This is a genomic window from Pseudomonas sp. 5Vm1k (assembly GCF_056161485.1).
In genome coordinates, this window is the sequence record NZ_JBSPCZ010000001.1 from 342,484 (window position 1) to 362,265 (window position 19,782).

A 19,782-nucleotide genomic window follows, 5' to 3' on the forward strand; every position below is an offset into this window, starting at 1 on the left:
GCATCGAGGAAATGACTGAGCGGATCGAACAAACCCGAACCGCGCCAAAGGACAAAACTGAGCGTGTCGAAACAGTACACCCAACCCGCTGAGGAGTTAACGCAATGTTCAATAACTGGTCCGAACTGCTGCCCACCATCCAGAAAGCCTTTGGCGCACTGGGCAAGAGCAACCCGAAAATGGTCAACGCCTACATGGCCCTCGGCGAAGCCGCTGCGGAAAATGACGTGCTGGATGCCAAGACTCGCGAACTGATTTCCATCGCGGTGGCGATCACTACCCGTTGTGATGGTTGTATCGCGGCGCACACCGATGCGGCGATCAAGGCTGGGGCGAGTCGTGAAGAGGTGGCGGCAACTTTGGCCACGGCGATTTCGCTGAATGCCGGGGCGGCGTACATCTACTCGCTGCGCACCCTTGAGGCGTATGACTCGTTGAAAGGTTGAAACACAATCCCTGTGGGAGCGGGCTTGCTCGCGAATACGGTCTGTCAGTCGACATCTCTATCGACTGACACGGCCTCTTCGCGAGCAAGCCCGCTCCCACAGGGGATTTGCAGTGTTCCCATAGGGTCCATGCTTACTCACACCATCGCCGCAAAGTTCAGCCTGAACTGTTGCGGCGTCACGCCCAGCCGGCGGTTGAACACGCTGCGCATATGCTGGGCATCACGAAACCCGCACTGATACGCCACCGTTTTCAGCGGCGACCGCGTGCTTTCCAGCAACACCCGCGCCGCATCCACCCGCGCTCGCTCGACAAACTCCGCCGGGGTCACTTTGGCTTCCTTGGCGAACACCCGGGAAAAGTTGCGCGCGCTCATGTTCGCGGCGTTGGCCAGGTCGGCGAGGGTCAAGTCGCCGGTAAGGTTGGCGAGCACGTAGAGCTGCACCAGCGCCACCGCCGAGGTTGGTTCGGCGTGAGGCGTGAGGAACGGACTGAACTGCGATTGCCCGCCCGAGCGCTGGGTAAACACCACCAGGCGTTTGGCGACGCTGAGCGCGACTTCCGGACCATGATCGCGCCCCAACAAGTACAGCGACAGATCGATCCCCGCCGTCACCCCGGCCGAGGTGTAGAGCTCGCCGTCCTGCACGTACAAACGATCAGCCTCCACCTGAGTGGACGGACACAACGCCGCCAGCGCCGTCGCATCGCCCCAATGGGTGGTGACGGTCCGGCCTTCGAGCAAACCCGCCCGGGCCAGCATGAACGCGCCGTTGCAGATCGAACCAAAGCGCTGTGCCCGCGCGCAGGCATCCCGCAGCCAGGCGTCGAACGTCGGGCCGAAATTCATGAACGGTAACTGCGGCCCGCCGGCCACCAGCAACAAGTCATAAGCATCCAGTGCTTCGCTGAAATGCCGATGCGCGTTCAGCGACAGACCGTTGGAACACGGCATCACCCCACGCTCGACGCCGATCACTTCCAGCCGATAGTGATCTTCCGGCGCAAGGAAGCGATTGGCCTCGGCGAACACATCCATAGGCCCGGTGACGTCCAGGGACTGCACGCCGGAAAACACCACGATGGCGACGGTTTTTTGCATGGCTCAAAACGCCCTCAATGGATCTATGGCAAACACAAAACCCTGTGGGAGCGGGCTTGCTCGCGAAAGCGGTGTATCAGTCGACATCTGTATCAACTGACACGGCCCCTTCGCGAGCAAGCCCGCTCCCACAGGGGCCTTACTTACCTTCCAACCCTAGCCAATCCGAGCCCAACAAGCGAGGTTGGCGCGATATGCATGCTCATTGGCCGGGATCGCAGCCATGGATCGATTGTCCAGTTTCAGGTGCGGGAACAGACTTTACCCATCAGCGCCGCCACGGCGTTCCCCACGAGGAAATCACCATGAGCAGCATCATTGCCGGTATCAAAATCCCCGACAGCGCATTGGCCAAGGCCACCACTGAATACATTCGCGACGTCGAATCCGACCTGCTGTTTCACCACTCACGCCGGGTATTTCTGTTCGGAGCCTTGAGCGGTCAGCGCAAGCAACTGGCCTACAACCCGGAATTGCTCTACGTCGGCGCGATGTTCCACGACCTGGGCCTGGTGGAAGGTCAGCGCAGCGATAACGAGCGTTTTGAAGTCGACAGTGCCAACGCCGCCAAAGCGTTCCTCAAGCCTTACGGGCTGAGCGACGACGATATCGAACAGGTGTGGTTGTCGATTGCTTTGCACACCACGCCGGGCGTGCCGCAACATCTGCGGCCGAATGTGGCGCTGGTTACCGCTGGCGTCGAGATGGATGTGCTGGGGATTGATTACGCAGCGTTCCCGACCGAGCAACGCGAAGCGGTGGTGCATGCTCACCCGCGCGGCGAAGGGTTCAAGGAATGCATCCTGTGTGCGTTCGCCAATGGCTTCAAGCACAAGCCTGACACCACGTTCGGCACAGTGAATGCCGATGTGCTGGTGGACAGCGAGCCGGGGTTCAAACCGATGAACTTCGTAGAGATCATCCGCAAATCCCCTTGGGCTGCCTAAAACCAATGTGGGAGCGGGCTTGCTCGCGAATACGGTCTCTCAGTCGACATCTCCATCGACTGACACACCGCTTTCGCGAGCAAGCCCGCTCCCACAGGGGATTTGGGTTGGCCACGTGGTTGTGGCCAACCCGACACTTCAAGCCGCCTCTGGCGCCTGCGCCCGGCGCACGTCCGGTTGCTTCCAGGAATCGGCAGCGCCTTCTTCGATGGCTTGCTGAATCGCACGCTTGCGGCTTTCTTCGGCGCGGCGGCTGAAGAACCACACCAGGAAGGTCACGATCGACACCGCCAGCAGAATCAGGCTGGCCACCGCATTGATCTCCGGCTTCACGCCCAGGCGTACCGCCGAGAACACTTCCATCGGCAGGGTCGTCGAACCCGGACCCGACACGAAGCTCGCCAGTACCAGGTCATCCAGCGACAGCGCGAAGGACATCATCCCGCCCGCCGCCAACGATGGCGCGATCATTGGAATGGTGATCAGGAAGAACACCTTCCACGGCCGGGCACCGAGGTCCATGGCCGCTTCTTCGATGGACAAGTCCAGCTCACGCAAGCGAGCCGACACCACCACCGCCACATACGCCGCACAGAACGTGGTGTGGGCGATCCAGATAGTGACGATGCCGCGTTCCTGTGGCCAACCGATCATCTGCGCCATGGCCACGAACAGCAGCAACAGCGACAGACCGGTGATCACTTCGGGCATTACCAGCGGCGCGGTGACCAAACCACCGAACAGCGTGCGGCCCTTGAAGCGGGTGATCCGGGTCAGCACGAACGCCGCCAACGTCCCCAGCGCCACCGCGGCAATCGCGGTGTAGCAGGCGATTTCCAGCGAGCGCACCACCGAGCCCATCAGTTGGGTGTTGTCGAGCAGGCCGACGTACCACTTGATCGACCAACCGCCCCACACCGTCACCAGTTTCGAGGCGTTGAACGAGTAGATCACCAGGATCAGCATCGGCGCGTAGATGAACAGCAAACCCAGCACCAGCATCAGGCTTGAGAAACGGAAGTTCTTCATTCTTTGCCCTCCATTTCCTTGGCCTGACTGCGGTTGAACAGAATGATCGGCACAATCAGGATCGCCAGCATCACCACCGCCAGGGCAGACGCCACCGGCCAGTCACGGTTGTTGAAGAACTCTTGCCACAGCACTTTACCGATCATCAGGGTTTCCGGACCGCCGAGCAGTTCCGGAATCACGAACTCGCCCACCACCGGAATGAACACCAGCATGCAGCCGGCGACGATGCCGTTTTTGGACAGCGGAATGGTGATCTTCCAGAAGCTGTTGAAGGTGCTCGAACCCAGGTCGGAGGCGGCTTCCAGCAGGCTGTTGTCGTGCTTCACCAGGTTGGCGTAGAGCGGCAGGATCATGAACGGCAGATAGGAGTAAACAACCCCGATATAGACCGCGAGGTTGGTGTTGAGGATCTGCAGCGGTTCGTCGATCCAGCCCATGCTCATCAGGAAACCGTTGAGCAGGCCGTTGTTGCTGAGGATGCCCATCCACGCATACACGCGGATCAGGATCGCGGTCCAGGTCGGCATCATGATCAGCAGCACCAGCACCGTTTGCAGCTCTTTACGGGCGCTGGCAATGGCGTAGGCCATCGGGTAGCCAATCAGCAGGCAGAGCACGGTGCTGATCAGCGCCATCTTCAGCGAGCCGAGGTAGGCGGCGATGTACAACTCGTCGTCGCCGAGCATCGCGTAGTTGCCCAGGTTCAGCAGCACCTGGAGCTTCTGGTCGATGAAGCTGTAGATCTCGGTGTACGGCGGGATGGCCACGTCGGCTTCGGCGAAGCTGATCTTCAAGACGATGAAGAACGGCAGCATGAAGAACATGAACAGCCAGATGAATGGAACCCCGATGACCAGTTGGCGGCCACCGGGAATTATTCGATTGAGGCGGCGTTTGAATTTGCGCATGTTCATGAGCGAAGTACCACGCCGCTGTCGTCTTCCCAGTACACGTAGACCTGATCGCCCCAGGTCGGACGCTGGCCACGGCGCTCGGCGTTGGCGACGAAGGATTGCACCAGTTTGCCGCTCGGCAGTTCGACGTAGAACACCGAATGGCCGCCGAGGTAGGCAATGTCATGCACCTTGCCGCTGGACCAGTTGTATTCGCAGGTCGGCATTTCGGCGGTAACCAGCAGCTTTTCCGGACGGATCGCGTAGGTGACGGACTTGTCCTGCACCGAGGTGCTGATGCCGTGGCCGACGTAGATCTGGCGGTCGAGGTCTTTGCAGGTAATGGTCGCGTGACCTTCGGCGTCGTCGATCACTTCGCCTTCGAAGATGTTGACGTTGCCGATGAATTCGCAGACCAGGCGGCTGGTCGGGGTTTCGTAGATGTCGATCGGGCTGCCGATCTGGGCGATCCAGCCCAGATGCATGATCGCGATACGCTCGGCCATGGTCATGGCCTCTTCCTGGTCGTGGGTCACCATGACGCAGGTTACGCCGACGCGCTCGATGATCTCGACCAGCTCCAGCTGCATTTGCGAACGCAGTTTTTTATCCAGCGCACCCATCGGTTCGTCGAGCAGCAACAGTTTCGGGCGCTTGGCCAACGAACGCGCCAGGGCCACACGCTGACGCTGGCCACCGGACAATTGATGCGGCTTGCGCTTGGCGTACTGCGTCATCTGAACCAGCTTGAGCATGTCCGCGACACGGGCATCGACTTCAGCGGCAGGGATCTTGTCCTGCTTGAGGCCGAAGGCGATGTTCTGCGCCACGGTCATGTGCGGGAACAAGGCGTAGGACTGGAACATCATGTTGATCGGTCGCTCGTACGGCGGCATCTCAGTGATGTCGACGCCGTCGAGGTAAATGCGCCCCTCCGTGGGCCGTTCGAAACCTGCCAGCATCCGCAGCAAGGTGGATTTGCCCGATCCCGAACCGCCGAGCAGGGCGAAGATCTCGCCTTTTTTGATTTCCAGGGACACATCGTCCACGGCAATCGTCTCGTCGAACTTCTTCGTGACCCGGTCGATTTTGACCAACACCTGTTTAGGTGATTGGTCGCCCTCGAGGGCTTTCTTATAGGCGCCGGAGGCAACTGCCATTTACGAAACTCCCAGAAAAAAAGAGTGCAGTTCGCTCAAGGTGAGCCAACCTTGGATAGTTTGAGCCTTTGAAGCTATTTGCCCGTCTTGACCTTGGTCCAGCTGCGGGTCATCAAACGTTGAATATTCGGCGGTAACTCGACCGACACATAGGTCTTGTCGAGCACGGCCTGCGGTGGATACACCGATTCGTCGGTGCGGATGGACTGTTCCATCAGCTTGTCCGAGCCAGGGTTAGGGTTGGCATAGCCGACCGAATCACTGACCTGGGCAATCACTTCAGGTTTGAGCAAATAGTTGATGAAGGCATGCGCCTCTTTGACGTTGGCCGAGTCTTTCGGAATCGCCAGCATGTCGAACCACAACGCCCCACCCTCTTTCGGAATGGTGTAGGCGACGTTCACGCCTTTGCCGGCTTCGGCGGCCCGGGCCTTGGCCTGGAACATGTCGCCGGAGAAACCGATGGCGATACAGATGTCGCCGTTGGCCAGGTCGGTGATGTATTTGGACGAGTGGAAGTAGGTCACGTACGGCCGCACCGCGAGCAACTTGGCGGTGGCCTTCTTGTAATCATCCTCGTTAGTGCTGTTGGCATTCAGGCCCATGTAGTTGAGGACCGTCGGCATCATTTCATCGGCCGAATCGAGGAACGCCACGCCGCAGCTGTGCAGCTTCTTGATGTTCTCCGGTTCGAACAACATGCCCCAGGAGTCGATCTTGTCGACGCCGAGCACTTCCTTGATCTTGTCGACGTTGTAACCGATGCCGTTGGTGCCCCACAGGTACGGCACGGCGTACTGGTTACCCGGGTCGTTTTGTTCCAGGCGCTTGAGCAGCACTGGATCGAGATTGGCGTAGTTGGTCAGCAACTTCCGATCCAGCTTCTGGAACGCGCCGGCCTTGATCTGCTTGCCGAGGAAGTGGTTGGACGGCACGACCACGTCATACCCGGTACGCCCGGCCAGCAACTTGCCTTCCAGGGTTTCGTTGGAGTCGAACACGTCGTACACCGGCTTGATGCCGGTTTCTTTCTGGAAGTCGGCCAGGGTGGTCGAACCGATGTAGTCCGACCAATTATAAATATGCACAGTGGGGGCAGCCTGGACGCTGACAGCAAGTGTCAGCCCCGCGCCGACCAGCATGGCATTGCGCAACAAAGAAAAAATAGGCAAGTGGAGGTCCTCTAAAATTAGTTGGGCCCAAGTTGCCCCGCGTGACATGACAGCTGTAGCTGCCTGGCAACAAAACCGGCGCGCAACTTACCCTCGATAAACCATTCCAGCAAAACTTTCTGTCATTTAATTATTCCTGTTGCCGCCACCGCGCAGGCAGCGACAACAGGTTGTTGCCTCAAACCGGCTTATTTACCGGATTTGATCTTGGTCCAGCTGCGGGTCAGGTCGCGCTGGGTGGCTGCCGGCAAATCGGCAATCGCATACAACTTGGCCTGCACGTCGGCCGTCGGGTAGATGCCCGGGTCCGAGGTGATGTCCTTGTTCACGAACTGGGTCGCTTCGGCGTTACCGTTAGGGAAACGCACGGCGTTGGTGATGTCGGCCATCACTTTCGGCTGCAACAGGTAGTTCATGAACTTGTAGGCACCGTCGACGTTTTCCGCATCTTTCGGAATGGCGACCATGTCGTAGAAGCTGCCAGCGCCTTCTTTCGGAATGGCGTAGCTGACTTTGACCTTGTCACCGGCTTCGGCAGCGCGGGACTTGGCTTGTTGCACATCACCCGAATAGCCGACCGCTACGCAGATGTTGCCGTTGGCCAGGTCAGAGATGTACTTCGACGAGTGGAAGTAGGTGACCGAAGGACGAATCTTGAGGAACAGCTCTTCAGCTTTCTTGATGTCTTCTTTCTTCTGGCTGTCGGTTGGCAGGCCCAGGTAATGCAGCGCGACTGGCAGCATTTCGGTCGGCGAATCGAGGAAGCTCACACCACAGCCCTTGAGCTTGGCGATGTTTTCAGGCTTGAACAGGATGTCCCAGGAATCGATGGTGTCGACGCCCAACGCGGCTTTGACTTTCTCCGGGTTGTAACCGATGCCGATCGAGCCCCACATGTAAGGGAAGGCGTGTTTGTTGTCAGGGTCGCTGATGGAAACCGCTTTAAGCAGCGACTTGTTCAGGTTGCCGTAGTTGGACAGTTTGGACTTGTCCAGCTCCTGGTAAACCCCGGCCTTGATCTGCTTGGCAAGAAAGTTGTTCGACGGCACGACGACGTCGTAGCCGGACTTGCCTGCCAGCAACTTGGCTTCCAGGGTTTCGTTGCTGTCGAAAACGTCGTACACCACCTTGATCCCGGACTCTTTCTCGAAGTTCGCGATGGTGTCCGGTGCAATGTAGTCGGACCAGTTGTACACGTGCAGCACCTTGTCATCGGCCTGTACTGCACCCGCCATCACGCCCATCAGGGACATGGCGAGGAGGGTCTTGCCAGCTATCTTCATACCTAATGCCTTCATGTGGGTAGTGCTCCAATTTTTCTTTTTAACCACGTGCTCAGCGGCCTGTTACTGGGCATCCGAACAACCGGTAGTCTGGCAAGTTCCGAGGCAGGCTTTCAAGGAAAGACCCATCCTTTATTTGCACTGGGCGAAGTGTCGACCGCACACCTCGCCCAGAGCCTAGCACTTAGCCCTGCAACGCACTCAGGGTCAGGTCCAGACACTTGCGTGCCTTGGTCACCAACTCGTCGATTTCCGCCGGTGTAATCACCAGTGGCGGGGAAATGATCATGGTGTCGCCCACGGCACGCATGATCAGGCCGTTGTCGAAGCAGAAGGTGCGGCAAATCATGCCGACGCCTTTGCCTTCGTAACGTTTGCGAGTGGCCTTGTCCTGGACCAGTTCGATGGCCCCCAACATGCCGACGCCGCGCACTTCCCCCACCAACGGGTGATCGCTCAGTTCCCGCAGACGCTTTTGCAAATAGGGTGCCGTTTCGGCATGGACGCGCTCGATAATTTTTTCTTCGCGCAGGATGCGGATGTTTTCCAGCGCCACCGCGGCTGCCACCGGGTGCCCGGAATAGGTGAAACCGTGGTTGAAATCGCCGCCCTCGTTGAGCACCGCCACCACGTCATCACGCACAATCAGGCCACCCATCGGGATGTAGCCGGACGTCAGGCCTTTGGCGATGGTCATCATGTCGGGTTTCAGATCGTAATGATCGGAACCGAACCACTTACCGGTACGGCCGAAACCGCAGATCACTTCGTCGGCCACGAACAGGATGTCGTACTTGGCAAGGATTTCCTTGATGCGCGGCCAGTAGCTGTCTGGCGGCACGATCACGCCACCGGCACCCTGGATCGGCTCGGCAATAAAGGCACCGACGTTGTCCACGCCGACTTCCAGAATCTTCTCTTCCAGCTGATTGGCGGCCCAGATACCAAACTCTTCCGGGCTCATGTCGCCACCTTCACCGAACCAGTAAGGCTGGGCGATGTGGACGATGCCCGGGATCGGCAAGTCGCCTTGTTCGTGCATATAAGTCATGCCACCCAGGCTCGCGCCGGCCACGGTGGAACCGTGATAACCGTTCTTGCGGCTGATGATGACTTTCTTCTTCGGCTGGCCCTTGATCGCCCAGTAGTGGCGGACCATACGCAGCATGGTGTCGTTGCCTTCGGAGCCGGAACCTGTGAAGAACACGTGGTTCATGCCTTCAGGCGCGATGTCGGAAATGGCTTTGGCCAGCTCCAGCACCGGTGGGTGAGCGGTCTGGAAGAACAGGTTGTAATAAGGCAGTTCGCGCATTTGTTTGGCGGCGGCGTCAGCCAATTCATCACGACCGTAACCGATCGCCACGCACCACAGGCCGGCCATGCCGTCGAGGATCTTGTTGCCTTCGCTGTCCCAGAGGTAAACGCCCTTGGCGCTGGTGATGATGCGCGGGCCTTTCTCTTTAAGCTGTTTGAAGTCGCTGAACGGGGCCAGGTGGTGATCGCTGCTCAGGGCTTGCCATTCACGGGTTTGCGGGTTGTTGCTGGTCATGCGAATTCTCCTAAGATTCCAGTAGAGGGCGCCGCCAAGAGCAGCAGCGCCCGGCGTATCAGACGGCGAAGAGCAGGAATTCCCGCTCCCACGAACTGATCACGCGCTTGAAGTTTTCATGCTCGGCCCGCTTGACCGCGACGTAGCCAGTGATGAATTTCTTGCCCAGGTATTTCTCGATGGTTGCGCTGTTTTCCATGCGATCCAGCGCGTCTTCGATGGTCAGTGGCAGGCGCAGGTTGCGGCGTTCATAGCCACGACCCACCACCGGCGCACTCGGGTTCAAGCCTTCGACCATGCCGATGTAGCCGCAGAGCAAGCTCGCGGCAATCGCCAGGTACGGGTTGGCGTCGGCACCCGGCAGGCGGTTTTCCACCCGACGGTTTTGCGGCCCGGCATCCGGCACACGCAGGCCCACGGTGCGGTTCTCTTCGCCCCACTCCACGTTTACCGGCGCCGAGGTGTCCGGCAGGAAGCGGCGGAACGAGTTGACGTTGGGGGCGAACAGCGGCAGCAATTCCGGAATCAGTTTCTGCAAGCCACCGATGTGGTGCAGGAACAACTGGCTCATGGTCCCGTCTTCATTAGAGAAGACGTTCTTACCGGTCTCGATGTCGATGATGCTCTGGTGCAAGTGCATCGCGCTGCCCGGCTCGCCGGTCATGGGCTTGGCCATGAAGGTCGCCGCCACGTCGTGCTTGAGCGCGGCTTCGCGCATGGTGCGTTTGAACACCAGGATCTGGTCGGCCAGGGACAGGGCATCGCCGTGACGGAAGTTGATTTCCATCTGCGCGGTGCCGTCCTCGTGGATCAGCGTGTCGAGGTCCAGTTCCTGCAGTTCGCACCAGTCGTAGACGTCTTCGAACAACGGGTCGAATTCGTTCGCCGCTTCAATCGAGAACGACTGACGACCGGTTTCCGGGCGACCGGAACGGCCAATCGGCGGTTGCAGCGGGAAGTCCGGGTCTTCGCAGCGCTTGGTCAGGTAAAACTCCATTTCCGGCGCCACGATCGGCTGCCAGCCCCTGTCGGAATAGAGTTTCAGGACCTTCTTGAGGACGTTGCGCGGCGACAGCTCGATCGGGTTGCCTTGCTTGTCGTAGGTGTCGTGGATCACCTGGGCGGTCGGCTCGATGGACCAGGGCACCAGAAACACCGCATTCTGGTCGGGCCGGCAGATCATGTCGATGTCGGCCGGGTCGAGCAGTTCGTAATAGATGTCGTCTTCGACATAGTCGCCGGTCACGGTCTGCAACAGAACGCTCTCGGGCAGGCGCATGCCTTTTTCGGCAATGAACTTGTTGGTCGGCGAAATCTTGCCCCGGGTGATCCCGGTCAAGTCGGCGATCATGCATTCGACTTCTGTGATCTTGTGGTCTTTCAACCAATCGGTGAGCTGGTCGAGGTTGTTACTCATAAATGCCTCTAGGCTGAGTTTCCTGACTCTTATAAGTCAGGCGTTGTTTGACGCATCGGCGTCGCGTGTTACAGATTGCCACTGCAAGGGCCGCGCACAAACACCCGCCGCGACCAGGGCGTGGGTGAGGGAGAGCGTAGTCGGACGTGCAGAATCATGAGCAGGGCTCGACGCATGGGTCGGGCCACTGAAGTGAAACGGTTCTATATTGGGAGTAAGGTCGGTAAAGAGAATGTCGTGCAGACCGTCCAGAATATCGGACGGGGCCAGCGAGGCCACCGGGGAAGGAAGAGTCGACGGCACACCTTTGGCACTATGGGCTTTGGCGTGAACGCAACGATCGCCACTGATGTGATAAGCATGCAGACCGTTCTGCCCAGAGCAGACGGCGACGCCGATTAACGGCAGGCGAGACATGAAGCACCCCGGTATTATTGCTGTTATGGGTTTGAATCGAGCTTAGCCTTGTTCATTTTTTTACACAACACCCCCGTAAAAAATACAACACGGCCCGCTCAAGCCTGCGGGCGCCAAAGCGTTCAAAGGCATAAAAACGCCCCAAAGTGCCTCAAAAAAGCCTCACGAGCGCTTTTTTAGGGCAAAAAAGGCCTCGCTTGACTTCGGCATGCCGTTCGGGTTGACTGGAATCCGAAGAGATCAATGATTGATATTTTTAACAACAAAGGTGTTGCATCATGTCGGTACCCCCGCGTGCCGTTCAGCTTAACGAAGCGAACGCGTTCCTTAAGGAACATCCTGAGGTTCTGTACGTTGACCTTCTGATTGCGGATATGAATGGTGTGGTGCGCGGCAAGCGCATTGAACGCACCAGCCTCCACAAGGTTTACGAGAAAGGCATCAACCTGCCGGCCTCTCTATTTGCTCTGGATATCAATGGCTCGACGGTGGAAAGCACCGGCCTGGGTCTGGACATCGGCGATGCTGACCGAATCTGCTATCCAATCCCCGACACCCTGTGCAATGAACCTTGGCAGAAGCGCCCTACCGCGCAACTGTTAATGACCATGCACGAAATCGAAGGTGAACCTTTCTTCGCCGATCCTCGCGAAGTCCTGCGTCAAGTCGTGACCAAGTTCGATGACATGGGTCTGACGATCTGTGCCGCATTCGAACTGGAGTTCTACCTGATCGACCAGGAGAACGTGAACGGTCGACCGCAACCGCCGCGCTCGCCGATCTCCGGCAAACGCCCGCATTCGACACAGGTCTACCTGATCGACGACCTCGACGAATACGTCGACTGCCTCCAGGACATTCTGGAAGGTGCGAAAGAGCAAGGCATCCCGGCCGACGCCATCGTCAAGGAAAGTGCCCCGGCGCAGTTCGAAGTGAACCTGCACCACGTGGCCGACCCGATCAAGGCTTGCGACTACGCGGTACTGCTCAAGCGCCTGATCAAGAACATCGCCTACGACCATGAGATGGACACCACCTTCATGGCCAAGCCTTACCCAGGCCAGGCGGGTAACGGTCTGCACGTCCACATCTCGATTCTCGACCGAGACGGCAAGAATATTTTTGCCAGCGAGGATCCCGAGCAGAACGCCGCACTGCGTCACGCGATCGGCGGTGTGCTCGAGACCCTACCGGCGCAGATGGCTTTCCTCTGCCCGAACGTCAACTCGTACCGTCGTTTCGGCGCACAGTTCTACGTGCCGAACTCGCCGTGCTGGGGCCTGGACAACCGTACCGTGGCGATTCGCGTCCCGACCGGCTCGTCCGATGCCGTACGTATCGAGCATCGTGTAGCCGGTGCCGACGCCAACCCGTATCTGTTGATGGCTTCGGTTTTGGCAGGCGTGCATCACGGCCTGACCAACAAGATCGAGCCGGGCGCGCCCGTAGAAGGCAACTCCTACGAGCAGAACGAGCAAAGCCTGCCGAACAACCTGCGCGACGCATTGCGTGAGCTGGACGACAGCGAAGTCATGGCCAAGTACATCGATCCTAAATACATCGATATCTTCGTGGCCTGTAAGGAAAGTGAGCTGGAGGAGTTCGAACACTCCATCTCCGACCTTGAGTACAACTGGTACCTGCATACCGTTTAAGCGGTTGCGGCAAAAAAGAAACGCCGTTGGCTGATAAAGCCTGCGGCGTTTTTTTATGGCCACCTGCGGCGGTTCGCGGGCAAGCCTCGCTCCTACAGGTTGTGCGCCAATTTAAAAATGGCGCACAACCTGTAGGAGCGAGGCTTGCCCGCGAAGGCGTCCTGGCAGACAACATAGATGCCTGCTCGTACAATGCCCCCTGCCCCGCAGGAGACTCAAATGACGCGCCCCGCCCCTATCCGTAAACCCCGCGCACGCAGCCAGGCCCGGATCGATTCGATCCTTGATGCCGCCCGCACGCTGCTGGCCGCCGAGGGCGTGGCCAGCCTGTCGATCTACAGCGTCGCCGAGCGCGCGGAAATCCCGCCCTCCTCGGTCTACCATTTCTTCGCCAGCGTCCCGGCCCTGCTCGAAGCCCTGACTGCCGACGTTCACGCGGCGTTTCGCGCCTGCCTGCAAGCACCGATCGATCACGAAGCGCTCCACGATTGGCGCGACCTGTCGCGGCTGGTCGAGCAACGCATGCTCGATATCTATGACGAAGACGCTGCGGCCCGCCAGTTGATCCTCGCGCAGCACGGCCTGACCGAAGTGACCCAGGCCGATCGTCAACACGATCTCGAGCTGGGCGACCTTATGCACAAGCTGTTCGATCATCACTTCGAACTGCCGAGGCTACCGCTGGATGTCGATGTGTTTGCGCTGGCCATGGAATTAGGCGACCGCGTCTATGCGCGCTCGGTGCAGCAGCACGGGCAGATCACGCCGCGCATGGCTGAAGAAGGGATGCGGGTGTTTGATGCGTATCTGGGCCTTTATCTGCCGCCATACCTGCCCAAGCGCGCCCTTTCAGCCTGAGATCTGTGCTGACCTCACTGGCCTCTTCGCGAGCAAGCCCGCTCCCACATTTGAAATGCGTTCCCCTGTGGGAGCGGGCTTGCTCGCGAAGGCCGCACCGCCGAACTCACTGAATCACACGCATAAAAAACCCCCGAAGGGCTTAAACCCTTCGGGGTTGTTGTTTGCGCACACGCTTACAACTTGGCGATCGACACCTCGGTGGATTTCACGAAGGCGATCACTTCGCTGCCGACCACCAGTTCCAGCTCCTTCACCGAACGGGTGGTGATCACCGACGTCACGATGCCGGATGCGGTCTGTACGTCGATTTCCGACAGCACGTCACCCAGCACGATTTCCTTGATCGAGCCTTTGAACTGGTTACGAACGTTGATGGCTTTGATAGTCATGATGTTGATTCCTGTCAGTTGAGGTGAGGCGTGAGTTATTGCGCCCAACGCAGTTGCGTAGGCAGTGGTGAAACAGGTTCCGGTTCCGGCGGTTGGCCGGGCAGTGACAGCACCCGATTGAGGACTTCGGTTTCCAGCGCCGCCAGACGATGGGAGCCACGAACCCGAGGGCGCGGCAGTTCCACGTGCAGGTCAAGGCCGACTTCGCCGTCTTCGATCAGGATCACCCGATCGGCAATCGCTACCGCTTCGCTGACGTCGTGGGTCACCAGCAACACGGTGAAGCCGTGCTTTTGCCAGAGCCGTTCGATCAGTTGCTGCATTTCAATTCGGGTCAGGGCATCCAGGGCGCCCAAAGGTTCGTCCAGCAGCAGCAAGCGCGGTTGGTGGATCAGCGCGCGGGCCAGGGCCACACGTTGCTTCTGCCCACCGGACAGGGCCGCTGGCCACTCATTGGCGCGATCCGCCAGGCCCACCGACTCCAGCGCTTCCAGGGCTTGTGGCCGCCAGTTGCCTTTGAGCCCGAGGCCGACGTTGTCGATCACCTTTTTCCAGGGCAGCAAACGCGCTTCCTGAAACATCAATCGCGTGTCTTCCCGGGCGTCGCTCAGCGGTGCGGAGCCTGCAAGCAATTCGCCGCCCGTGGGCTTGTCGAGACCGGCCAGCAAGCGCAGCAAGGTGCTTTTGCCGCAACCGCTACGACCGACAACGGCCACGAATTGCCCGGCCGGAATGTGCAGGTCGATCTCGCGCAGCACTTGCCGCGAACCGAAGGTCTTTTGCAGCTTGCGCACCGCCAGCGGAATCCCGCGCAGCAGGCGTGGAGGTTGAGCGGTCATGCGGCACCTCCCTTGGCAACTTGATAAGCCGGATGCCAGCGCAGCCATACCCGCTCCAGTCCACGGGCCGCGAGGTCGGCCAGTTTGCCGAGCACCGCGTACAACAGAATCGCCAGCACCACCACGTCAGTCTGCAAGAACTCCCGGGCATTCATCGCCAGGTAGCCGATGCCGGAACTGGCGGAAATGGTTTCCGCCACGATCAGCGTCAGCCACATAAAGCCCAAGGCGAAACGCACACCGACCAGAATCGAAGGCAACGCACCCGGCAAAATCACTTGGCGAAACAGGCTGAAACCAGACAAACCATAACTGCGCGCCATTTCCACCAGCGCCGGATCGACGTTGCGGATGCCGTGATACGTGTTCAGGTAGATCGGGAACAATGTCCCGAGCGCCACCAAAAAAATCTTCGCCGACTCATCGATGCCGAACCACAGGATCACCAGCGGAATCAGCGCCAGGTGCGGCACGTTGCGGATCATCTGCACCGAACTGTCGAGCAGGCGTTCGCCCCATTTCGACAGGCCGGTGATGAAACCAAGCACCAGACCGATGCCGCCGCCAATGGAGAAACCGAGCGCCGCACGCCAGCCGCTGATGGCCAGGTGAGTCCAGATTTCACCGCTGCGCACCAGGCTCACGCCGGCCTCGATCACTGCGATGGGCGCCGGCAGAATCCGCGTCGACAACCAGCCCGCCGACACCGACAACTGCCACACCGCCAGCAACAACACCGGCAACGCCCAGGGCGCGAGGTTGTGGATAATTCTTTTCATGGCAGCGCCTCAGCTCTGGGACGCGGCTTTGGGAAGGATATCGTTGGCCACCATCTCGCCGAACGGGCTGACGAAGTTGGCGCCTTGAGGCTGTTCCGGACGCTGCACGTCAATGTGCGGGAACAGCAGCTCGGCGACGCGATACGCCTCTTCCAGGTGTGGATAACCGGAGAAGATGAACGTGTCGATGCCCAGATCCGCGTATTCCTTCATCCGCGCGGCCACGGTCGGACCGTCGCCTACCAGCGCCGTACCGGCACCGCCACGCACCAGGCCGACACCGGCCCACAGGTTAGGGCTGACTTCCAGATTGTCGCGACTGCCACCGTGCAGCGCGGCCATGCGTTGCTGGCCGACCGAGTCGAAACGCGACAGCGACGCCTGGGCCCGAGCGATGGTTTCATCGTCCACGTGGGAGATCAGTCGATCCGCCGCTGCCCATGCTTCTTCGTTGGTTTCGCGGACGATCACATGCAAGCGAATGCCGAACCGCACGGTGCGACCGAGCTTCGCGGCTTTGGCCCGCACTTGTGCAATTTTCTCGGCGACGGCGGCCGGTGGCTCGCCCCAGGTCAGGACCATCTCGACCTGTTCGGCGGCCAAATCCTGAGCAGCCTCCGAAGAGCCACCGAAGTACAACGGCGGGCGCGGTTGCTGGATCGGCGGATAGAGCAACTTCGCGCCTTTCACGCTGATGTGCTGACCGTCGTAATCGACGGTTTCGCCTTCCAGCACGCGACGCCAGATGCGGGTGAATTCCACCGAGGCCTGGTAACGCTCTTCGTGGCTGAGAAACAAACCGTCGCCGGCCAATTCATCCGGATCACCGCCGGTCACCAGGTTGAACAACGCACGACCGCCGGACAAACGATCCAGGGTCGCCGCCTGCCGCGCCGCGACCGTCGGGGAAATGATCCCGGGCCGCAGGGCAACGAGGAATTTCAGACGCTGGGTCACTGGGATCAGCGACGCGGCCACCAGCCACGAGTCTTCGCAGGAGCGACCGGTGGGGATCAACACCCCGCCGAAACCCAGGCGATCCGCTGCCTGGGCGATTTGCTGCAGGTAACCGTGGTCAACGGCGCGAGCGCCTTCGGCGGTGCCAAGGTAATGGCCGTCGCCGTGGGTAGGCAGGAACCAGAAAATATTGAGGCTCATGGAGTGGTCTCCTTAGGAATTCGAATTACTGCGCTTTGGCAACGGCCGCCGGTGGCGTCCAGATCACGTCTTTGATGCTGAGTGGCTTGGGAATCAACTTGAGCTGGTAGAAGCTGTCGGCGATTTTCTGTTGGGCGGCGACCACTTCAGGCGTGAGGAACAGTGCGCCGTAGCCCTGGCGTTTTACCGAGGTCAGGGTGATGTCAGCCGGCAAGCCGAGCAGTGGCGAAACCTGTTTGGTCACGTCTTCCGGGTTGGCTTTAGACCACTCGCCCACGGCGCGCACTTCTTCGACGAGGGTCTTGATCACCTCGGGATTTTTCTGCGCGTAAGGCTTGGTCGCCAGGTAGAACTGATGGTTGTCGACGATGCCTTGGCCATCACGCAGGGTGCGTGCTTGCAGTTGCTGCTCGGCGGCAGCCTGGTACGGGTCCCAGATCACCCAGGCATCGACACTGCCACGCTCGAACGCGGCGCGGGCATCGGCGGGTGGTAGGAATACGGTCTGGATGTCGGTGTATTTGAGGCCGGCGTCTTCAAGCGCACGCACCAGCAGGTAGTGCACGTTGGAGCCTTTGTTCAGGACGACTTTCTTGCCCTTGAGGTCCGCGACGGATTTGATGGTCGAGTCCTTCGGCACCAGAATCGCTTCACTGTGCGGCGCCGGCGGTTCGTAGGCGACGTAGAGCAGATCAGCACCGGCCGCCTGGGCGAATACCGGAGGCGTTTCACCGGTGACACCAAAGTCGATGGAGCCAACGTTCAGGCCTTCGAGCAACTGCGGGCCGCCGGGGAATTCAGTCCATTGCACGTCCACACCTTGAGCGGCGAGTCGTTTTTCCAGGGTGCCCTTGGCCTTTAGCAGCACCAGGGTGCCGTACTTTTGGTAACCGATTCGCAGGGTCTCGGCTTGTGCTTGAGAAATAACGCCGAAGGACACAGCCGCAACAAACAGAGCGACCAGACCACGACGCAAAATGACAGTGCGCATAGCGCTCTCCTATTTGCTGTTGGGTTTTGGCTGCACCTGCTTGGCCGTTGGCGGCTGAGTAAGGTGAGTACTTCGAATTCAGATGTGGTTTGAGTGCTGGCTTAGATGCTCCAGCGAGCACTCAATAAACGTTCATTCAACAGGTTTGGATCGATCGGCTTGGGCCGTCGCGCCATCGCGCTGAAAAACAGCGCCAGGGATTCATTCAGTCGCTGTTCCAGCTCCGGCGCCAATTGCGCCTGGGCACTGCCTTCGCCGTAAGCGATCTGACTGTCGACGGCGAAAATCCCGTGGAGCATTTCCTGGGCCTTGAGTGCCGACAGCACCGGTTTAAGCGCGTAATCCACCGCCAACATATGGGCGATGCTGCCGCCGGTAGCCATGGGCAAGACCACTTTGTGGTCCAAGGCGCGTTCGGGCAGCAAGTCCAGGACGGTTTTCAGTGCGCCAGAAAACGACGCCTTGTAGACCGGCGTGGCGATCAGCAGGCCATCGGCGTTTTCAATCTGTTGCAACAGGTCGATCACCATCGGGCTGTCGAAGCGTGCATGCAGCAAGTCTTCGGCCGGGAAGTCCCGTACCTGATAACTCACCACTTCCACCCCTTGTTCTTGCAACCAGCGTTGAGAACGCTCCAGCAACACCCCGGAACGAGAGCGTTGGCTGGGGCTGCCACCGAGTGAGACGACCAGCATTCAGGTAATTCCTTGAGCGTTGTGGGCGATTCGCAATGTGCGATCTCGCTTCGATGGAGTGACCTTAACAGGTGATTTATATATCCATAAATCATATTTATTCATTTGGTTATTCTTTGTAGGTCTATACGGAGCACGTTTCTTCGGGCAAAAAAATAGGCCGTCGTAACGGCCTGAAATCCCCTGCTTTGTGGATGCGTTTCAAATCCGGGTTCTGCGGTGTTTGCCAGGGCCCCTTCGCGAGCAAGCCCGCTCCCACATTGGTACGCGGTCCACTGTGGGAGCGGGCTTGCTCGCGAAGGCGGCATCAGCCACGCCGCATTGGATGGTCTAGCGATTCGGCTGTGGCGTCAGGCGCAGGTAAGGCTTCACCGCGCGATAGCCCTTGGGAAAGCGTTTCTTGATTTCGTCTTCGTCCTTGAGCGACGGCACGATCACCACTTCATCACCGTCCTGCCAGTTGGCCGGGGTGGCCACTTTGTAGTTGTCGGTGAGTTGCAGCGAGTCGATCACCCGCAGGATTTCATGGAAGTTGCGACCGGTGCTGGCCGGGTAAGTGATGGTCAGCCGAACCTTCTTGTTCGGATCGATCACGAACAGCGAGCGCACGGTCAAGGTGTCGTTGGCGTTCGGGTGAATCAGGTCGTACAGGTCCGAGACCTTGCGATCGGCATCGGCCAGGATCGGGAAGTTGACGACTGTATTCTGGGTTTCGTTGATGTCCTCGATCCACTTGTGGTGCGAGTCCACCGGGTCGACAGACAGGGCGATGGCTTTGACGCCCCGGTTGGAAAATTCATCTTTGAGCTTGGCGGTGAAGCCCAGTTCGGTGGTGCACACCGGGGTGAAGTCCGCCGGATGGGAAAACAGCACGCCCCAGCTATCGCCCAGCCATTCGTGGAAACGGATGGTGCCGGCGCTGGAATCCTGTTCGAAATCGGGGGCGATATCGCCAAGTCTGAGGCTCATGGTGCTGCTCCTGGTGAGTGCTTGTTG

The 19,782-nt window shown here is 59.3% G+C and carries 19 protein-coding genes and 1 pseudogene; 4 read left to right on the forward strand and 16 right to left on the reverse strand.

The genetic code is table 11. From position 1 onward, the window contains the following. The first annotated feature begins 104 nt into the window (after window positions 1-104). Window positions 105-446: a carboxymuconolactone decarboxylase family protein gene (locus tag ACWIKB_RS01520; RefSeq protein ID WP_475265043.1), complete on the forward strand. Its 342-nt coding sequence runs from the start codon at window positions 105-107 to the stop codon at window positions 444-446. Window positions 447-583: 137 nt separating this feature from the next. Here the strand turns inward: ACWIKB_RS01520 and ACWIKB_RS01525 are convergent, their stop codons facing one another. Continuing rightward, entirely contained in the window at window positions 584-1,549 is a 966-nt protein-coding gene (locus ACWIKB_RS01525; RefSeq protein WP_475265044.1) for a GlxA family transcriptional regulator, read from the reverse strand. 305 nt (window positions 1,550-1,854) lie between these two features. On the opposite strand from ACWIKB_RS01525, the gene ACWIKB_RS01530 reads away from it, so the two are divergent. Then, window positions 1,855-2,496, forward strand: a complete 642-nt coding sequence (locus tag ACWIKB_RS01530) for an HD domain-containing protein (RefSeq protein ID WP_475265045.1) — start codon at window positions 1,855-1,857, stop codon at window positions 2,494-2,496. 138 nt (window positions 2,497-2,634) lie between these two features. On the opposite strand, the gene ACWIKB_RS01535 is transcribed toward ACWIKB_RS01530, so the two are convergent. The 8 genes and pseudogenes from ACWIKB_RS01535 to ACWIKB_RS01570 form a co-directional block, all read right to left on the reverse strand. After that, entirely contained in the window at window positions 2,635-3,525 is an 891-nt protein-coding gene (locus ACWIKB_RS01535; RefSeq protein WP_123597445.1) for an ABC transporter permease subunit, read from the reverse strand. Continuing rightward, complete coding sequence (locus tag ACWIKB_RS01540; RefSeq protein ID WP_475265384.1) at window positions 3,522-4,403, reverse strand: ABC transporter permease subunit; 882 nt, start codon at window positions 4,401-4,403, stop codon at window positions 3,522-3,524. The genes ACWIKB_RS01535 and ACWIKB_RS01540 overlap by 4 nt, the downstream gene beginning before the upstream one ends. Before the next feature lie 35 nt (window positions 4,404-4,438). Beyond that, window positions 4,439-5,581, reverse strand: coding sequence for an ABC transporter ATP-binding protein (locus tag ACWIKB_RS01545; protein ID WP_123404026.1), 1,143 nt, complete (start codon window positions 5,579-5,581; stop codon window positions 4,439-4,441). A gap of 74 nt (window positions 5,582-5,655) precedes the next feature. After that, window positions 5,656-6,753: a polyamine ABC transporter substrate-binding protein gene (locus tag ACWIKB_RS01550; protein WP_475265046.1), complete on the reverse strand. Its 1,098-nt coding sequence runs from the start codon at window positions 6,751-6,753 to the stop codon at window positions 5,656-5,658. 188 nt (window positions 6,754-6,941) lie between these two features. Then, window positions 6,942-8,036, reverse strand: a complete 1,095-nt coding sequence (locus tag ACWIKB_RS01555; protein WP_475265385.1) for a polyamine ABC transporter substrate-binding protein — start codon at window positions 8,034-8,036, stop codon at window positions 6,942-6,944. A gap of 184 nt (window positions 8,037-8,220) precedes the next feature. After that, on the reverse strand, window positions 8,221-9,585 hold the full coding sequence (locus tag ACWIKB_RS01560; protein WP_475265047.1) for an aspartate aminotransferase family protein: 1,365 nt from the start codon (window positions 9,583-9,585) through the stop codon (window positions 8,221-8,223). 58 nt (window positions 9,586-9,643) lie between these two features. Beyond that, window positions 9,644-11,002: a glutamine synthetase family protein gene (locus ACWIKB_RS01565; RefSeq protein WP_475265048.1), complete on the reverse strand. Its 1,359-nt coding sequence runs from the start codon at window positions 11,000-11,002 to the stop codon at window positions 9,644-9,646. Window positions 11,003-11,101: 99 nt separating this feature from the next. Continuing rightward, window positions 11,102-11,419 (reverse strand): annotated as a pseudogene (locus tag ACWIKB_RS01570) (gamma-glutamyl-gamma-aminobutyrate hydrolase family protein); the annotation flags it as partial. Between the two features lie 278 nt (window positions 11,420-11,697). Here ACWIKB_RS01570 and ACWIKB_RS01575 point away from each other — a divergent pair. Then, window positions 11,698-13,074, forward strand: a complete 1,377-nt coding sequence (locus tag ACWIKB_RS01575) for a glutamine synthetase family protein (RefSeq protein ID WP_123404014.1) — start codon at window positions 11,698-11,700, stop codon at window positions 13,072-13,074. A 219-nt stretch (window positions 13,075-13,293) separates the two neighbouring features. Next, window positions 13,294-13,932: a TetR/AcrR family transcriptional regulator gene (locus tag ACWIKB_RS01580; protein WP_475265049.1), complete on the forward strand. Its 639-nt coding sequence runs from the start codon at window positions 13,294-13,296 to the stop codon at window positions 13,930-13,932. Between the two features lie 176 nt (window positions 13,933-14,108). On the opposite strand, the gene ACWIKB_RS01585 is transcribed toward ACWIKB_RS01580, so the two are convergent. From ACWIKB_RS01585 to ACWIKB_RS01615, 7 genes are all read right to left on the reverse strand, one after another. Continuing rightward, a complete protein-coding gene (locus tag ACWIKB_RS01585) occupies window positions 14,109-14,324 on the reverse strand; it encodes a TOBE domain-containing protein (protein ID WP_003229256.1) in 216 nt (71 codons plus the stop codon). A gap of 35 nt (window positions 14,325-14,359) precedes the next feature. Further along, on the reverse strand, window positions 14,360-15,163 hold the full coding sequence (gene ssuB / locus ACWIKB_RS01590; RefSeq protein ID WP_475265050.1) for an aliphatic sulfonates ABC transporter ATP-binding protein: 804 nt from the start codon (window positions 15,161-15,163) through the stop codon (window positions 14,360-14,362). Then, window positions 15,160-15,942 carry an aliphatic sulfonate ABC transporter permease SsuC gene (gene ssuC, locus ACWIKB_RS01595; protein ID WP_054044580.1) on the reverse strand — a complete coding sequence of 261 codons (783 nt, stop codon included), beginning with the start codon at window positions 15,940-15,942 and terminating at the stop codon, window positions 15,160-15,162. Before ssuC ends, ssuB begins: the two co-directional genes overlap by 4 nt. A 9-nt stretch (window positions 15,943-15,951) precedes the next feature. After that, complete coding sequence (gene ssuD, locus ACWIKB_RS01600) at window positions 15,952-17,100, reverse strand: FMNH2-dependent alkanesulfonate monooxygenase (protein ID WP_054044581.1); 1,149 nt, start codon at window positions 17,098-17,100, stop codon at window positions 15,952-15,954. Window positions 17,101-17,125: 25 nt separating this feature from the next. Beyond that, window positions 17,126-18,091 carry a sulfonate ABC transporter substrate-binding protein gene (locus ACWIKB_RS01605; protein ID WP_054044583.1) on the reverse strand — a complete coding sequence of 322 codons (966 nt, stop codon included), beginning with the start codon at window positions 18,089-18,091 and terminating at the stop codon, window positions 17,126-17,128. Between the two features lie 101 nt (window positions 18,092-18,192). Further along, window positions 18,193-18,786 (reverse strand): NADPH-dependent FMN reductase, encoded by a 594-nt coding sequence (gene ssuE, locus ACWIKB_RS01610; RefSeq protein ID WP_475265051.1) that lies wholly within the window; start codon window positions 18,784-18,786, stop codon window positions 18,193-18,195. A 330-nt stretch (window positions 18,787-19,116) separates the two neighbouring features. After that, entirely contained in the window at window positions 19,117-19,755 is a 639-nt protein-coding gene (locus ACWIKB_RS01615) for a peroxiredoxin (RefSeq protein WP_475265052.1), read from the reverse strand. Window positions 19,756-19,782: the final 27 nt, after the last annotated feature.

Bases quoted from the DNA above. Each gene is read 5' to 3' on its own strand.
- ssuC (WP_054044580.1), bottom strand. From the start codon at position 15,942: ATGAAAAGAATTATCCACAACCTCGCGCCCTGGGCGTTGCCGGTGTTG.
- ACWIKB_RS01525 (WP_475265044.1), bottom strand. From the start codon at position 1,549: ATGCAAAAAACCGTCGCCATCGTGGTGTTTTCCGGCGTGCAGTCCCTG.
- ACWIKB_RS01585 (WP_003229256.1), bottom strand. From the start codon at position 14,324: ATGACTATCAAAGCCATCAACGTTCGTAACCAGTTCAAAGGCTCGATC.
- ACWIKB_RS01565 (WP_475265048.1), bottom strand. From the start codon at position 11,002: ATGAGTAACAACCTCGACCAGCTCACCGATTGGTTGAAAGACCACAAG.
- ACWIKB_RS01560 (WP_475265047.1), bottom strand. From the start codon at position 9,585: ATGACCAGCAACAACCCGCAAACCCGTGAATGGCAAGCCCTGAGCAGC.
- ACWIKB_RS01615 (WP_475265052.1), bottom strand. From the start codon at position 19,755: ATGAGCCTCAGACTTGGCGATATCGCCCCCGATTTCGAACAGGATTCC.
- ssuD (WP_054044581.1), bottom strand. From the start codon at position 17,100: ATGAGCCTCAATATTTTCTGGTTCCTGCCTACCCACGGCGACGGCCAT.
- ACWIKB_RS01575 (WP_123404014.1), top strand. From the start codon at position 11,698: ATGTCGGTACCCCCGCGTGCCGTTCAGCTTAACGAAGCGAACGCGTTC.
- ACWIKB_RS01535 (WP_123597445.1), bottom strand. From the start codon at position 3,525: ATGAAGAACTTCCGTTTCTCAAGCCTGATGCTGGTGCTGGGTTTGCTG.
- ssuE (WP_475265051.1), bottom strand. From the start codon at position 18,786: ATGCTGGTCGTCTCACTCGGTGGCAGCCCCAGCCAACGCTCTCGTTCC.
- ACWIKB_RS01530 (WP_475265045.1), top strand. From the start codon at position 1,855: ATGAGCAGCATCATTGCCGGTATCAAAATCCCCGACAGCGCATTGGCC.
- ACWIKB_RS01580 (WP_475265049.1), top strand. From the start codon at position 13,294: ATGACGCGCCCCGCCCCTATCCGTAAACCCCGCGCACGCAGCCAGGCC.
- ACWIKB_RS01545 (WP_123404026.1), bottom strand. From the start codon at position 5,581: ATGGCAGTTGCCTCCGGCGCCTATAAGAAAGCCCTCGAGGGCGACCAA.
- ACWIKB_RS01605 (WP_054044583.1), bottom strand. From the start codon at position 18,091: ATGCGCACTGTCATTTTGCGTCGTGGTCTGGTCGCTCTGTTTGTTGCG.
- ACWIKB_RS01520 (WP_475265043.1), top strand. From the start codon at position 105: ATGTTCAATAACTGGTCCGAACTGCTGCCCACCATCCAGAAAGCCTTT.
- ACWIKB_RS01555 (WP_475265385.1), bottom strand. From the start codon at position 8,036: ATGAAGATAGCTGGCAAGACCCTCCTCGCCATGTCCCTGATGGGCGTG.
- ssuB (WP_475265050.1), bottom strand. From the start codon at position 15,163: ATGACCGCTCAACCTCCACGCCTGCTGCGCGGGATTCCGCTGGCGGTG.